Source organism: Streptomyces sp. RPA4-2 (genome assembly GCF_012273515.2).
Taxonomy (GTDB): Bacteria; Actinomycetota; Actinomycetes; order Streptomycetales; family Streptomycetaceae; genus Streptomyces; species Streptomyces kaempferi.
Genome location: NZ_CP050975.2, coordinates 4,301,409 through 4,314,462 on the forward strand (window position 1 = coordinate 4,301,409; position 13,054 = coordinate 4,314,462).

Here is a 13,054-nt window from a genome sequence, read left to right on the forward strand (position 1 = left end):
GGCCCCGCACATCGGATGTGCGGGGCCCCGTCGTCGTACCGTCCGGGGATCTACCCGAGCAGGCCGCCGACCAGCTTGTCCGAGCCGCCGGTCGTCCCGCCGCCGGAGCTCGAACCGCCGGACGTGCCGCCCGTACCGGCGCCCGTGGAGCCACCGCTGCCGGTCCCACCGCCGCTGCCACCGGTGGACGTCGGACCCGCGCTCGTACTGGGGGCCTGGTGCACCGGCGCGGAGTGCTGCGGGGGCGCCTGACCGCCGCCCTGCGTCCGGCTGGGTCCGCTGCTGACCGTGCCGCCCGTCTGGTGGGTCGCGCCCGGGGTCGCGGCCGGGCCCGACGGCGACGAGGAACCGTCGTGGGTGGGCTCCTTCGCGGAGGCCGACGGGGTGCTGGTCTTCCGCTGGGGCGTGCCGGGCTCCTGGGGAAGCGGGGAGCCCGGCAGTTCGTTGCGCGGAGCCTCGCCCGGTCCCGGCACGACCACCCGGTCGGCGTCACGGACGGCGCCGCCCAGCAGTGAGCCGACCAGCAGCGTGAGCCCGATGACGACGGCCGAGACCACCGCGCCGCGGCGCAGCACCCGCGCGCGCAGCTCCCAGATCTCGGCGCGCGGCCCGAGGGTGCGCCAGGCCTCGCCCGCCAGACGTCCGTCCACCGAGTAGACGGGGGCGCCCGCGATGATCAACGGGGACCAGGCGGCGAGGTAGATGATGTCCGGCGCGTCGTACGCGGGGACGGTCTTCCAGCTGACGGTCACGATGAGCGCGGCCGACAGCATCGCGCCGACCACCGCGGCGACCCGCTGCCACAGGCCGAGCACCGTGAGCACGCCCACGATGACCTGGAGGAAGGCGATGACGAGCCCGGAGCCGACCGGGTGCTGGAGCGCGAACTGCCGCAGCGGCTCGGCGACTTCCCAGGGGTGCAGCGTGTTCAGCCACTTCACCATGGAGCCGCGCTTGCCGCCGTCGAAGTAGACGGGATCGCACAGCTTGCCCATGCCGGCGTAGATGGAGATGAACCCGAGGAAGACGCGGAGCGGAAGCAGCACCACGCCGAGGTTCATGCGGCGGCCCGGGTAGTACCCCTGCCGCACCGAGTCCGTGGACTGCCGTCTGACCGGCAGTTCGGCCGCCTCGTCCTCGTAACCGTAGGCGTAGGCGTCGTCACCCTCGTCGCCGGCGAACTCCCCGCCGCCGTAGCGCGGTTCGTCGTAAGCGCTGTCGACGCTGCGCATGTTCGGCAGCAGCCGGCCCTCGTCGGCGAGGGAGGGCCCCCCGGTCCGGCCGGAGTCGAGGCCGGACGAGCCGGTGCGCTGGCTGCCGACGAGTGGCGTCTCGACCGTCTCGACGGTCATGTCGCCCTCGTAGCCGTGGTGTTCGTCGTAACGCGGGATGACCTGCGTCGCGCCGGCGTCGCCCACCGGGGCCGTTCCGCCATGACCGACGCTCGTGCTCCGCACGGCCTGGAGCAGACGGTGCGCGCCGGTGTCGTCGGGCGCGGACTTCCCGCTCCAGACGACCGGCGCGCGCCGACGGGTACCGGCGGCGCCCTGGCCGCCCGCTCTGCCCGCCGTACCGCCGGCGGGCATCCGCGCGGGGGCGCCACCGGCGCTCAAGTGCCGTGCGACGCGCGAGGATTGGGGTCGCGACGCAGCGCCCAGCTGCACGCGGAAGCTCGCATGATTGACGATGACCTGCGCCGGATCGCTCGGCACCTTCACCATGCTCAGCGCGGGAACGTCGTCGAATCCCGACGAGCGGTCCCCCGTGGGTGTGCGGGGTGTTCTGGTGTCCACACTCATCTAACCGAGTGACGTGTGTTTAGGACACTGCTTTGACCCCGCCGATCTGTCCGGACCGCGTCAAGGCCGTCCGGACCGACCCGATCACCCCACGGGGGTGACGGCACGCACGCCTGTTCAGGCGCGTCGCCGCGCCGCCTCGTACAGGACGACGCCCGCCGCGACACCGGCGTTCAGCGACTCCGCGCCGCCCGGCATCGGAATCCGCACCCGGAAGTCGCAGGTCTCCCCGACGAGCCGGGACAGCCCCTTGCCCTCGCTGCCGACGACGATGACGACGGGGCCGCCGAGGGCCTCCAGGTCACCGACCTCGACCTCGCCGTCCGCGGCGAGCCCGACGACGACGAGCCCGGCCTTCTTGTACGACTCCAGGGCCCGCGTCAGGTTGGCGGCACGCGCGACGGGCGTACGGGCGGCGGCACCGGCCGAGGTCTTCCAGGCACCGGCGGTCATCCCGGCCGCGCGCCGCTCGGGCACGACGACACCGTGGCCGCCGAAGGCGGAGGTGGAGCGGACGACGGCGCCCAGGTTCCGCGGGTCGGTCACCCCGTCGAGGGCGACGATCAGCGGGTCCTGGCCCTCGTCGTACGCGGCGGCGGCGAGGTCCTCCGGGTGCGCGTACTCGTACGGCGGGACCTGGAGGACGAGACCCTGGTGGTTGAGCCCGTTGGTCATGCGGTCCAGCTCGGGACGCGGAGCCTCCATGAGGTGGATGCCACCGCGCTCGCCCACCAGCTGGAGGGCCTCCCGGACCCGCTCGTCGTTGTCGATGAACTGCTGCACGTACAGCATCGTCGCCGGCACGCCCTCGCGCAGCGCCTCGACCACGGAGTTGCGCCCGACGACCATCTCGGACGTGCCCTTGCCGCCACGCCCGCGGGGCGCGGGACGGCGGGCGGTCTGCTTCGCCTTGACGTTGGCGATGCGGTTCTTCTTGTGTCCCTTGCGCATCTCGGCGGGCGGGGTCGGGCCCTTGCCCTCCAGGCCCCGGCGTCGCTGGCCGCCACTGCCGACCTGCGCGCCCTTCTTGCCGGACATGCGGCGGTTGTTAGCGGCCATGACCTACCTGTTCTGTGTGGGGTGTGCAGACGCTTCGCGTGCACGTTCGTCTATGCAGTGTGCCGCCCGGAGAGCCGGGCGGCACACTCGATCAAGGAACACTCAGCGCGGGCCGAGTGTCCATCGGGGTCCCTGCGGCCCGTCCTCGATGACGAGACCCGACTGGTTGAGCTGGTCGCGGATGGCGTCCGCGGTGGCCCAGTCCTTCCGGCCCCGCGCCGCCTCGCGCTGCTGGAGCACCAGGCGTACGAGGGTGTCGACGACTCCGTGCAGGTCCTCGCCGCGGTCGCCCTCGCCGGCCCACGCCGGGTCGAGCGGGTCGAGACCGAGGACGCCGAGCATGGCCCGGACCTCGGCGAGCCGTGCCACGGCGGCTTCCTTGTCGTCGGCGGCCAGGGCGGAGTTGCCCTGTCGCACGGTGGTGTGCACGACGGCGAGCGCCTGCGGCACACCCAGATCGTCGTCCATGGCCTCCGCGAACGCGGGCGGCACCTCGGCGACGGGCTCGACGACGCCCCCCGCCATCTCCGTCACCCGCTGGACGAAGCCCTCGATCCGCGCGAACGCCGACTCGGCCTCGCGCAGGGCCTCTTCGCTGTACTCGATCATCGAGCGGTAGTGCGGGGTGCCGAGGTAGTAGCGCAGCACGATGGGGCGCCACTGCTTGACCATCTCGCTCACCAGCACGGAGTTGCCCAGGGACTTGGACATCTTCTCGCCGCTCATGGTGACCCACGCGTTGTGCACCCAGTACTTGGCGAACTCGTCCCCGAAGGCCTTGGCCTGCGCGATCTCGTTCTCGTGGTGCGGGAAGATCAGGTCCAGCCCGCCGCCGTGGATGTCGAACGCGCTGCCGAGGTACTTGTGCGCCATGGCACTGCACTCCAGGTGCCAGCCGGGCCGGCCGCGCCCCCACGGGGTCTCCCAGGTGGGCTCACCGGGCTTGGCGGCCTTCCACATGGCGAAGTCGCGCGGGTCCCGCTTGCCGGTCTCGCCGACGCCGGACGGCTGCTGGAGGTTGTCCAGCTCCTGGTTGGACAGTTGCAGATAGCCCGGGAAGGACCGCACGTCGAAGTAGACGTTGCCGTCGGACTCGTACGCGTGACCGCGCTCGATGAGCCCGCGCATCATCTCGACCATCTCGGTCACGTGTCCGGTCGCCCGCGGCTCGTAGCTCGGCGGGAGGCATCCCAGCACGTCGTAGCCGTCGTTGAAGGCGCGCTCGTTCTCGTACCCGATCTCCCACCAAGGGCGGCCCTGTTCGGCCGACTTGGTGATGATCTTGTCGTCGATGTCGGTCACGTTCCGGATGAACGTGACGTCGTATCCGCGGTACTCGAACCAGCGGCGCATGATGTCGAAGTTGAGACCCGAGCGGATGTGCCCGATGTGCGGGGCGGCCTGCACGGTGGCGCCACACAGGTAGATCGAGACACAACCCGGCTTGAGCGGGGAGAAGTCACGGATCTGCCGGGCGCTGGTGTCGTACAGGCGAATGGTCACGCCTCCAGGGTAGTGGCCCCTGGGTAGTGCCCCGCGACCCTTCCCGCGCAAGGGGCACGTATTCGTGACATACGACCCTCACGGGCGGCTCCTGCGTCCCGGGCCCCTCATCGGTCCCGGCCCACTCCTCGGGGCTGCCGCCCCCAGACCCCCGCTTCGGCCTGGACGGCCTCGTCCTCAAACGCCGGACGGGCTGGAGATGCGGGCCCGCGCTGAAAGGCCGGCGTCCGGGCCAGGCATTTCAGCCCGTCCGGCGTTTGAGGACGAGCCCTTCGGGCGATGCGGGGGTCCAGGGGCGGCAGCCCCCTGGTCGGGGCACGCGCTCAGACCGCGCGGGCCACCAGCGCCGTCGCCACCGCCATCAAGCCCTCGTCCCGGCCCGGGAACCCCAGCCCGTCCGTGGTGGCCCCGGACACCGACACCGGCGCCCCCACCGCCTCGGACAGAACCTTCTGCGCCTCGTCCCGCCGCTTCCCGATCTTCGGCCGGGGTCCGACGACCTGGACGGCGACGTTGCCGATGACGAAACCGGCCGCCCGCACGATCCGCGCGGCCTCGGTCAGCAGGGTCACCCCGGACGCACCGGACCACTCGGGCCGCCCGGTGCCGAAGTGCGCGCCGAGGTCGCCGAGCCCGGCCGCGGAGAAGAGGGCGTTGCAGGCGGCGTGCGCGACGACGTCCGCGTCGGAGTGCCCGGCCAGCCCGGTCCCCTCCCCCTCCCACAACAGCCCGGCACACCACAGCTCCCGGCCGTCCTCGAAGGCGTGGATGTCCGTACCGACACCGACCTGCGGCAGCAACGGCACACCGGCGGCCGGCGGCCCCGCGGCAGCGGTGCCGGTACCGGAAACCTCAGAACCCATCGTTCGCCCTCCTGCGCGCGAGGACCGCCTCCGCGAGGACGAGGTCCAGGGGACGCGTCACCTTGAACGCCTCCTCGTGCCCCGGCACCACCACGACCCGCTCCCCGAGCCGCTCGACCATGCTCGCGTCGTCGGTCACGTCGTCGGTGACGGTGTCGTGGGCCCGTACGAGGGTGGCCCGGTCGAAGCCCTGCGGGGTCTGCACGGCGCGCAGCCGCGCCCGCTCGGGTGTGCCGACGACGGGCTCCGGCGTCCCCGGCACGCTCGCCGGCTCGACCTGCTTGACGGTGTCGGCGAGCGGCAGCGCCGGTACGACGGCCGGCGCGCCGTCCCGTACCGCCTCGATGACGGCGTCCACCGTGTCCACCGGCACCAGCGGGCGGGCCGCGTCGTGCACGAGGACGATGTCGATCCCGGGCGGCAGCGCGTCGAGGCCGTACTTCACGGATTCCTGGCGGCTGTCCCCGCCGGCGACGACCAGGAAGTCGGTGCGCTCGGGCAGCGCGTGCGCGTCGAGCAGGGTCTTGACCTCGGCGGTCCCGTCGGGCGGCGCCACGACGACGACGAGCGAGACGGCGCGGGAGGCGGCCATGGCCCGCACCGCGTGGATGAGCATGGGCGTGCCGTTCAGCGCCCGGAGCGCCTTGGGGGCGCCCGGACCGAGGCGCACACCCCGGCCGGCGGCCGGAATCACGGCCGCGACGGGGTTCCCGGACGGCGAAGGGCGCGAATCGTCAGACATCGGTTCCTGTCAGGTTTGTGTACTCGGCCTGCTTGGGTATGGCCCTGGCGTGCCTCCCGCTCGCTGAGCGTGGGGGAGTGCCCGGCGCGACGTCCTGACCGGACCCTTCCGTGACATCCGGTCGAGTCGGCCGCCCCGGGCCCGGCACATCAAGTATCCCGGCGCATTCAAGTGCCGGGGCTGAGGTTTCGGGGCGGAGACTTCGGGGAGACCCGGGTTTCCGAGGAGATGCGGGTACGAACATGCCGCAGCGCCCGGCGACAGCAATTCCCATTGCGTCATCGGGCACCGCGGCATTTCATTGCACAGCTGCGCGGCCTTGTGCTTTACGTCAGAACGACTATCGTCCGAACGACAGATGAACCAACCCACCGTCCGAACGACCACCGTCCAGGCGCTGATGCGTCAGGACGCGAGAACCTCGTCGAGCAGAGCCTCGGCCTTGTCCTCGTTCGTGTTCTCCGCGAGGGCGAGTTCGCTCACCAGGATCTGCCGGGCCTTGGCAAGCATCCGCTTCTCACCGGCGGAGAGTCCGCGCTCGCGCTCACGACGCCACAGGTCACGCACGACTTCCGCGACCTTGATGACATCGCCGGAGGCGAGCTTCTCCAGATTTGCCTTGTAACGACGCGACCAGTTCGTGGGCTCCTCGGCGTACGGCGCACGCAGCACCTCGAAGACCCGGTCCAGCCCGTCCTGACCGACCACATCACGCACGCCGACGAACTCCGCATTGTCCGCTGGCACACGTACCGTCAGGTCGCCCTGGGCGACCTTCAGCACCAAGTAGGTCTTGTCCACGCCTTTGATCTGGCGAGTTTCGATGGCCTCGATCAGCGCGGCCCCGTGATGGGGATAGACCACGGTGTCGCCAACCTTGAACGTCATGTGACAGGTACCCCTTCCGTGGCTATCCAGGGTAACACGGAAACTGCGTCTTCTGAATGGCGTTTTCGCAGGTCAGGGCATATCTCGGGGCTTGACAACCGCGACAGGAACGTGCTGCGAGGGGCGAGCGGAAGAGGGTATTCGCAGGTGGGAGCGGCTGTCCAGGGCAAGTGAAACGCGTACGGTACACACACCTGTAGACCCTGACCAGGGTCCGAACATCCCGTTTTGTCCTGCTCCAGGAGCTCGACTTCCGCTACTCCGTTCGGTTGCCGGAGTCGGGTACGAGACGAATCCGGAATTGATCACGCCTCTCACTGAACTGTCGATGATCAATTTTCTGGTCCGCCACGGATTCCCTACCGGAAAACCCCAAGCGGATCTCATGGCTACTTATGTGAATGGCAGACGAGCTGTGCCCAAAGGAGCCGTCGAGGCGGCTCCCGACGGCGCACGGACCGGCGTGCGCGGACGGCGCGACGGGGCTCGAGGGGGCGAAGGGGCGGGTCGGGTGCGGTGGCGCGGGAACGGCTCGGTAACCTAAGGCCGCTGACAGACCCTTAGGGCGGCTTTACACAGGAGTCGCCCTGCTTCGCCCACGTTCAAGGAGTTGCCGCCGCCGTGAGCAGCAGCCTTCGACGCGGCGCCCTCGCCGCCGCCGCCATTGCGTTCTCGATCGCCTCGCTCGCCGCGTGCGCTGCCGGCAACGACGCACAGACGCTGGAGGTCAAGCCGGACAACGCGGCGACCAGCGTCGGCGACATCAAGATCCAGAACGCCCTCGTCATCACCCAGCCCGACACCACGTCCACGGGCCCGGCGGTGATCTCCGCGACCCTGTTCAACAACGGCCGCACCGCGCAGACCCTGGACTCGGTCAGCGTCGCCGGTGACGGCACCGCCCAGCTCACGCCCGCCACGGGCAAGGGCAAGCTGACCATCCCGGCCGGCGGTTCCGTCATCCTCGGCGGCAAGGGCAACGCCTCCGCGGCCCTGTCCTCCCCCGGGACGACCGTCAAGGACGGCAACGCGCAGAAGATCACCTTCACCTTCAGCAAGACCGGGGACGTGAACCTGCGCGCGTTCGTCGTCCCGGCCGCGAGCTACTTCACGAAGTGGGGTCCGAGCAACATCCCGGCGGCGCCCGGCGCGACGGCGACCGGCTCCGCGTCCGCCTCGCCGGACGCGTCCACCTCGCCGTCCGACTCCGTCTCGGGCACGCCGTCCGACTCGGCGTCGTCCGGGGCGACGGCCACGGAGTCCGCTTCCGGCCAGTGACCGGAGTCCCGGCGTACATCCGGGACGCCGGGACGGTCACCGTACGACGCCCGTACGACGCCGAAGGGCGGTACCCCTGGCAGGGGTACCGCCCTTCGGCGTCGTCGTGCCGCCACGCGCGCGGTGGCAGGCGGTTTCCGGGCGCCGGATTCCCGGGCGCCCGTCCTCAGGAGGGCCGGTTTACGGCTCGAACTTGTAGCCGAGCCCGCGCACCGTCACCAGGTATCGCGGCGCACCCGGGTCCGGCTCGATCTTCGCGCGCAGGCGCTTGACGTGGACGTCGAGGGTCTTGGTGTCGCCCACGTAGTCGGCGCCCCACACCCGGTCGATGAGCTGCATACGGGTCAGCACGCGGCCCGCGTTGCGCAGCAGCATCTCCAGCAGGTCGAACTCCTTCAGCGGGAGGTCGACCTTGGAGCCGGAGACGGTGACCACGTGGCGGTCGACGTCCATCCGGACGGGACCGGCCTCCAGGGCGGCCGGAGTGACCTCCTCGGGCTCGCCCCGGCGGCGCAGGACGGCCCGGATACGGGCGACCAGCTCGCGGGACGAGAAGGGCTTGGTGACGTAGTCGTCGGCTCCTATTTCCAGCCCGACGACCTTGTCGATCTCGCTGTCCTTGGCGGTGACCATGATCACCGGAACGTTGGAGCGGCCGCGCAGCTGCCGGCACACCTCCGTGCCGGGCAGCCCCGGCAGCATCAGGTCGAGGAGGACGAGGTCGGCGCCGTTGCGCTCGAACTCGTCGAGTCCGTCGGGCCCGGTGGTCGCGATGGCGACCTCGAAGCCCTCCTTGCGGAGCATGTACGACAGGGCGTCGGAGAAGGACTCCTCGTCCTCGACGACGAGCACTCGGGTCACGGAAGGACCTCCGGGGCAGGAAGCGGTTCATACGGGGATGAGACGGTGGTCGTCCCGTCGGGCTGCTCGGTCTCGTCGTCTTCGTCGAGTCCGGGCATGTGGTGATCGATCACGCGGTCGCGGGCCGCACCCGCCTCCGGCAGCCGCAGGGTGAACGTGGAGCCCTGACCCTCGGAGCTCCACACCGTGACCTCCCCGCCGTGCGAGGCGGCCACGTGCTTGACGATCGCGAGACCCAGGCCCGTACCGCCGGTCTGGCGGGAACGGGCCGGGTCGACGCGGTAGAAGCGCTCGAAGACGCGCTCCCGGTCCTTCTCGGAGATGCCGATGCCCTGATCGGTCACGGCGATCTCGATGAGGTCTCCGCCGGGCGCGGTCACCCGGCGCGCGGCTATGCCCACCCGGGTACGGGCGGGCGAGTAGTTGACGGCGTTCTCGACGAGGTTGCCGAGGGCCGCGGCCAGCTGGCCACGGTTTCCCCAGATGCTCAGCTCGGCGGTGCCGCCGGCGGCCATGGTGATCTGCTTGGTGCCGGCCTGGTGGCGGCACCGGTCGACGGCCTCGGCGACGAGTTCGCCGACCCGTACGGGCTCGGCGTCCTCCAGAGGGTCGTCGTTCTGCACCCTCGACAGGTCGATGAGTTCCTGCACGAGATTGGTGAGCCGGGTGGCCTCGATCTGCATGCGCCCGGCGAAGCGCTCCACGGCCTCCGGGTCGTCCGAGGCGTCCATCACGGCCTCGGAGAGCAGGGAGAGCGCGCCGACGGGTGTCTTCAGCTCATGGCTCACGTTGGCGACGAAGTCACGCCGTACGGCCTCGATGCGCCGCGCCTCGGTGAGGTCCTCGACCAGCAGCAGTACGAGCCGGGAGCCGAGCGGCGCGACGCGCGCGGAGACGGCCAGGGCCTCACCGCGTCCCGTTCCCCTTCTCGGCAGATCCAGTTCGACCTGGCGTATCTCGCCGTCCCGGCGGGTGTCACGCGCCATCTGCAGCATGGGTTCGACGGCGAGCTTGCCGCCGCGGACCAGCCCGAGGGCGTACGCGGCGGAGCTGGCCTTGACGACGGCATCGGCCTCGTCGAGTACGACAGCGGAGGAGCGGAGCACGGAGAGGACCGTGTCGACACCTGGCGGAAGCACCGGGTCCGTGTGAAGCGAGGTGCGGGTGGGGCGTTTCTGGTCGCGCTCGCTCCAGCGGAACGCCAGCATGGCGATGACACCGGTGAGCACTCCGGCGATCGCTGCCGCTGCGGCGACCGCCGCGTTCACGTCCATGCCCCCAGGTTAGGCATGTCGACACGCCAGTCCACAGCCATCCGAGTGCGACCTCGAACACTCGTCGCCCAGAGTTCACCCAGGAGCCAGGGGTGGTTCATTTGGGATGCCGGAAACGGACGCGTACGAGCCGGAACGTGGGAGCGTGGGGTTCACGGGGCCCGTCCGGCGGTCAGTAGATGCCTTGGGGGTCCGGCCCCCAGGCCCCCAAAGGTGACGTAAGAGAGGGACAACACGATGCGTGACGCGTACCACGAGGAACTTGACTCGATCGGCGAGGGCCTGGTCGAGATGGCCCGGCTCGTCGGGTCGGCGATCGGACGCGCCACGACGGCCATCCTCGACGCCGACCTGAAGCTCGCCGAGAGCGTGATCGCGGCCGATCAGAAGGTCGACGATCTCCAGCACGAGCTGGAGGCCCGCGCGATAGCCCTGCTGGCCCGCCAGCAGCCGGTGGCGACGGACCTGCGCATCGTGGTCACGTCCCTGCGGATGTCGGCGGACCTGGAGCGCGCCGGCGACCTGGCCCAGCACGTCGCGAAGCTGGCCCGGCTGCGTTTCCCCGAGCGCGGGGTCCCGCACGACCTGCACGCCACGATCCTGGAGATGGGCCAGCTCGCCCAGCGCCTGATGGCCAAGGCGGCCGAGGTCGTCATCACCAAGGACGTCGACCTCGCGCTCCAGCTGGAGCAGGACGACGACGACATGGACCTCCTCCACCGCACCCTCTTCCAGCACCTTCTCGACGACCGCTGGAAGCACGGCATCGAGACGGCCGTCGACGTGACCCTGCTCGGCCGCTACTACGAGCGCTTCGCCGACCACGCGGTGTCGGTGGCCAAGCGCGTGGTGTACCTGGTGACGGGCGAGCACGCGGACGAGCTCCAGGCCGACATCCACCCCGTCACGGGGGCGGAAGGCGTCTGAGACCGGGGGGCGGGGAGGCTGAGACCGGGGCCGAGGGGACCGCGACAGGGCGGGGAAGGCCTGTTCCCGGGCTCCGGGGGCGCTCGCGAGCCTCAGTGCGCCGTTGATGCGCCCAGCGGAGCGGGCATGGAATAGGCGTAGGCACCCATGCCTCGATGCCTCACTGAGGCCTCATTGAGGGAGAACCCCATGGCCGAATCCCCCGCCACGCCCGACCCCACCCTGGACCGGGACACCGAACAGCCCGCCGACATCAAGAGCCTCCCCCTGTTCGGCGCCTGCGGCTGCGGCTCCGGCTGCGGGTGCGGCTGCCAGTCCGGCAACCCCTGCCAGTGCGGCTGACCGGACACCCCGGCGCACAAGGGCACACGGATCCAGAGGGCCCCGTCACCACGGCGGGGCCCTTCCTCCACGTACGGCCCCCCCCCCCGAGGGGAGAACGTGCGCCGAGCACCGGGCCGCACCCAACGGTAAAATAAGCCACGAAAGGTACATCTCCGCAGCAAGTGGGAGACGTTCCATGCGCAAGATTCGCCCACGCAGTGCCGGCGCGGCCGCGGGTCTGGCCGCCGCCCTCCTCATCGCCGCTCCCACGGCGTCGGCCGCCTGGTCGGCCACCCCGTCCGCCTCCGACACCGGCCGACGGATTCACCAGCACACGGAAATCATCCAGCTGGTCGCCAGGCAGACCCATTCCGAGACCCTCGACGCGGGCAAGAAGGGGCTCGGTCCGGGAGACGAGATCATCATCGCCGAGAACCTCTACCGCGACGGCAAGAAGATCGGCGACCACAGTGTCGTCTGCACGTACGTCCGGACCGAGCCGGGCGAACTCCAGTGCCTCGGCACCTTCGACCTGCCCCAGGGACAGATCACCTCGCAGGCCCTGCTGCACCTGCCGGCCGCCGCCACGGTCGACATCGCCATCACCGGCGGTACGGGGGACTACCGCTCGGCCCGGGGCTTCGTGCACACCGTCCCTGCGGGCACGCACACCGTCCCTGCGGCCGTGACGGAACGACGGCTCACCTTCCACATCCTCGTGGACGACCAGCAGGAGGACTGACGACCATGACCGGCGCGCCCGCCGTCCAAGGCCCCCACCGCCCGTACGACCTCGCCGGCCGGACGGTCGTGGTGATCGGCGGCAGCGCGGGCATCGGGCTGGAAACCGCCCGCCGGGTCCGCGCGGACGGCGGCCGGCTGATCCTGGTGGGCCGGGACCCCGAGCGGCTGCGGCAGGCGGCGAGCGCCCTCGAACCGCTCGCCACGGCGGCGTTCGACGCCGGCGACACCGAGCGGCTGAGGCGGTTCTTCGAGGACCTTCCCGGACCGGTCGACCATGTGATGGTCACCGCCGGCGGCCCCTTCTACATGCCCTTGGCCGACATGGACCCCACCGTCGCCGGTGACCACATGGGCGAGCGGCTCGCGATGACACTCGCGGTCGGCCTCTACAGCCGCGACAAGGTCCGGGCCGGAGGCACCCTGTTGTTCGTCGGCGGCACCGGAGGGCGGCGCCCCGGCATCGGCATGTCCGTCGCCTCCGCCCTCACCGCGGCACTGCCCGCCCTCGTCGCCAACCTGGCACTCGAACTGGCGCCGGTCCGGGTGAACCTCATCGCCGCCGGATTCGTCGACACGCCCCTGTCGGCCACGCTCCTTGACGATCAACTGGAGTCCCGGCGCGAGGAGTTGCGCGCGACGCTGCCCATCCGACGGGTCGTCGGGCCGGCCGACGTGGCCGCCCTGGCCGTACACATCATGGTCAATGACGCGCTGACCGGCGGCACGTACGACATCGACGGCGGCCAGCAGCTCGTGGCGCGCTGACGGTTCCAGCGCGCTCGGACCAGCCCC

13 protein-coding genes are annotated in these 13,054 nt (G+C 70.9%); 5 read left to right on the forward strand and 8 right to left on the reverse strand.

Going from position 1 to position 13,054, the window contains the following annotated elements; all coding sequences use genetic code 11:
- Positions 1 to 50: 50 nt before the first annotated feature.
- The 6 genes from HEP85_RS18680 to HEP85_RS18705 all read right to left on the reverse strand — a co-directional run bounded on the left by HEP85_RS18680 (position 51) and on the right by HEP85_RS18705 (position 6,854).
- Positions 51 to 1,793 carry a DoxX family protein gene (locus HEP85_RS18680; RefSeq protein ID WP_211118231.1) on the reverse strand — a complete coding sequence of 581 codons (1,743 nt, stop codon included), beginning with the start codon at positions 1,791 to 1,793 and terminating at the stop codon, positions 51 to 53.
- A gap of 123 nt (positions 1,794 to 1,916) precedes the next feature.
- Positions 1,917 to 2,858, reverse strand: a complete 942-nt coding sequence (gene rlmB, locus HEP85_RS18685; protein ID WP_168528753.1) for a 23S rRNA (guanosine(2251)-2'-O)-methyltransferase RlmB — start codon at positions 2,856 to 2,858, stop codon at positions 1,917 to 1,919.
- Between the two features lie 102 nt (positions 2,859 to 2,960).
- A complete protein-coding gene (gene cysS / locus HEP85_RS18690; RefSeq protein WP_168528754.1) occupies positions 2,961 to 4,361 on the reverse strand; it encodes a cysteine--tRNA ligase in 1,401 nt (466 codons plus the stop codon).
- Positions 4,362 to 4,684: 323 nt separating this feature from the next.
- Positions 4,685 to 5,224 carry a 2-C-methyl-D-erythritol 2,4-cyclodiphosphate synthase gene (gene ispF / locus HEP85_RS18695; RefSeq protein ID WP_168528755.1) on the reverse strand — a complete coding sequence of 180 codons (540 nt, stop codon included), beginning with the start codon at positions 5,222 to 5,224 and terminating at the stop codon, positions 4,685 to 4,687.
- Entirely contained in the window at positions 5,214 to 5,966 is a 753-nt protein-coding gene (gene ispD / locus HEP85_RS18700; protein ID WP_329288630.1) for a 2-C-methyl-D-erythritol 4-phosphate cytidylyltransferase, read from the reverse strand. The genes ispF and ispD overlap by 11 nt, the downstream gene beginning before the upstream one ends.
- Positions 5,967 to 6,371: 405 nt before the next feature.
- The gene (locus tag HEP85_RS18705; protein WP_003953493.1) at positions 6,372 to 6,854 is read right to left on the reverse strand and encodes a CarD family transcriptional regulator; all 483 of its coding nucleotides are present in this window, start codon (positions 6,852 to 6,854) and stop codon (positions 6,372 to 6,374) included.
- 621 nt (positions 6,855 to 7,475) lie between these two features.
- Here HEP85_RS18705 and HEP85_RS18710 point away from each other — a divergent pair.
- Positions 7,476 to 8,132: a DUF461 domain-containing protein gene (locus tag HEP85_RS18710; protein WP_168528757.1), complete on the forward strand. Its 657-nt coding sequence runs from the start codon at positions 7,476 to 7,478 to the stop codon at positions 8,130 to 8,132.
- A gap of 180 nt (positions 8,133 to 8,312) precedes the next feature.
- Here the strand turns inward: HEP85_RS18710 and HEP85_RS18715 are convergent, their stop codons facing one another.
- Entirely contained in the window at positions 8,313 to 8,993 is a 681-nt protein-coding gene (locus tag HEP85_RS18715; protein ID WP_009340348.1) for a response regulator transcription factor, read from the reverse strand.
- The gene (locus HEP85_RS18720) at positions 8,990 to 10,267 is read right to left on the reverse strand and encodes a cell wall metabolism sensor histidine kinase WalK (protein ID WP_168528758.1); all 1,278 of its coding nucleotides are present in this window, start codon (positions 10,265 to 10,267) and stop codon (positions 8,990 to 8,992) included. Before HEP85_RS18720 ends, HEP85_RS18715 begins: the two co-directional genes overlap by 4 nt.
- A 237-nt stretch (positions 10,268 to 10,504) precedes the next feature.
- Here HEP85_RS18720 and phoU point away from each other — a divergent pair, with 237 nt between their 5' ends.
- The 4 genes from phoU to HEP85_RS18740 all read left to right on the forward strand — a co-directional run bounded on the left by phoU (position 10,505) and on the right by HEP85_RS18740 (position 13,027).
- Positions 10,505 to 11,194, forward strand: coding sequence for a phosphate signaling complex protein PhoU (gene phoU / locus HEP85_RS18725; RefSeq protein WP_168528759.1), 690 nt, complete (start codon positions 10,505 to 10,507; stop codon positions 11,192 to 11,194).
- 189 nt (positions 11,195 to 11,383) lie between these two features.
- Positions 11,384 to 11,536: a hypothetical protein gene (locus HEP85_RS18730; RefSeq protein ID WP_168528760.1), complete on the forward strand. Its 153-nt coding sequence runs from the start codon at positions 11,384 to 11,386 to the stop codon at positions 11,534 to 11,536.
- 178 nt (positions 11,537 to 11,714) lie between these two features.
- Entirely contained in the window at positions 11,715 to 12,260 is a 546-nt protein-coding gene (locus HEP85_RS18735) for a dirigent protein (protein WP_168528761.1), read from the forward strand.
- A gap of 5 nt (positions 12,261 to 12,265) precedes the next feature.
- Positions 12,266 to 13,027: an SDR family oxidoreductase gene (locus tag HEP85_RS18740; RefSeq protein WP_168528762.1), complete on the forward strand. Its 762-nt coding sequence runs from the start codon at positions 12,266 to 12,268 to the stop codon at positions 13,025 to 13,027.
- Positions 13,028 to 13,054 lie beyond the last annotated feature (27 nt).

What these genes read in the sequence shown, in the direction of transcription:
- rlmB (WP_168528753.1), bottom strand. Translation starts at nt 2,858, where the DNA reads ATGGCCGCTAACAACCGCCGCATGTCCGGCAAGAAGGGCGCGCAGGTC.
- phoU (WP_168528759.1), top strand. Translation starts at nt 10,505, where the DNA reads ATGCGTGACGCGTACCACGAGGAACTTGACTCGATCGGCGAGGGCCTG.
- HEP85_RS18730 (WP_168528760.1), top strand. Translation starts at nt 11,384, where the DNA reads ATGGCCGAATCCCCCGCCACGCCCGACCCCACCCTGGACCGGGACACC.
- HEP85_RS18740 (WP_168528762.1), top strand. Translation starts at nt 12,266, where the DNA reads ATGACCGGCGCGCCCGCCGTCCAAGGCCCCCACCGCCCGTACGACCTC.
- HEP85_RS18735 (WP_168528761.1), top strand. Translation starts at nt 11,715, where the DNA reads ATGCGCAAGATTCGCCCACGCAGTGCCGGCGCGGCCGCGGGTCTGGCC.
- HEP85_RS18720 (WP_168528758.1), bottom strand. Translation starts at nt 10,267, where the DNA reads ATGGACGTGAACGCGGCGGTCGCCGCAGCGGCAGCGATCGCCGGAGTG.
- ispF (WP_168528755.1), bottom strand. Translation starts at nt 5,224, where the DNA reads ATGGGTTCTGAGGTTTCCGGTACCGGCACCGCTGCCGCGGGGCCGCCG.
- HEP85_RS18705 (WP_003953493.1), bottom strand. Translation starts at nt 6,854, where the DNA reads ATGACGTTCAAGGTTGGCGACACCGTGGTCTATCCCCATCACGGGGCC.
- ispD (WP_329288630.1), bottom strand. Translation starts at nt 5,966, where the DNA reads ATGTCTGACGATTCGCGCCCTTCGCCGTCCGGGAACCCCGTCGCGGCC.